Source organism: Micromonospora sp. M51 (assembly GCF_018070305.1).
In the GTDB taxonomy this organism is placed as follows: domain Bacteria; phylum Actinomycetota; class Actinomycetes; order Mycobacteriales; family Micromonosporaceae; genus Micromonospora; species Micromonospora parva.
Genome location: NZ_JAGPXZ010001403.1, coordinates 1 through 617 on the forward strand (window position 1 = coordinate 1; position 617 = coordinate 617).

Below are 617 nucleotides of genomic sequence, written 5' to 3' on the forward strand. Positions count from 1 at the left end.
GGGTCCGAGACGATGCCCTCGGCGTCGCCGCGTACCCAGGTGACCGGCGGTTTCTCGGCGACGGCCACCAGGTCGTCCGCGAGCCGGAACCAGGTCGGCGCGAGCGCGTTGAGCACGCCGCGCTCCCCCGGCGCGGTGCCCGGCCAGTTCTCCGACGACACTGCCGTGCCCGGGTAGTTGTCGTCCCCGGTCGCTGTGGAGAGCACGGTGTCCAGCAGCAGTTCCTCGTCCGCGCCGAGCGAGGCGGGATCGGCCACATAGGTGCTTCGCAGGACGGCGCGCGGGCTGGCCGGCGCGTCGGCGCTCCGGTCACGGGCGGCGAGTCGGGCCACGAAATCCCGGTTCGCGGTGCCCGCGCCGGTGCCGGCGAAGTCGGGGGTGGTCGGCGTGCCGGTCAGGTCGCGGGTGCCGCCGAAGCCGTACGGGGAGACCGGCGCGGCGAGCAGCAACGCCCCCACCCGGTGCGGGTGGTCGACCAGCAGGCTCATCGCCACCCCGCCGCCGAGGGAGTGCCCGACCACCACCGGGCGCGCGTCGGCGGCGAAGAGCGTGGGGTCGGCCAGCAGGGCGGCGACGTCGTCGGCGAAGTCCCGCAGGCCCCGGGTGGCGTCCACCGG

General features: G+C 76.2%; 1 protein-coding gene. It reads right to left on the reverse strand.

Going from position 1 to position 617, the window contains the following annotated elements; genetic code table 11:
* Positions 1-617, reverse strand: a 617-nt coding sequence (locus KBX53_RS35100; RefSeq protein ID WP_247676649.1) for an alpha/beta fold hydrolase, incomplete at both ends; no start/stop codon positions are given.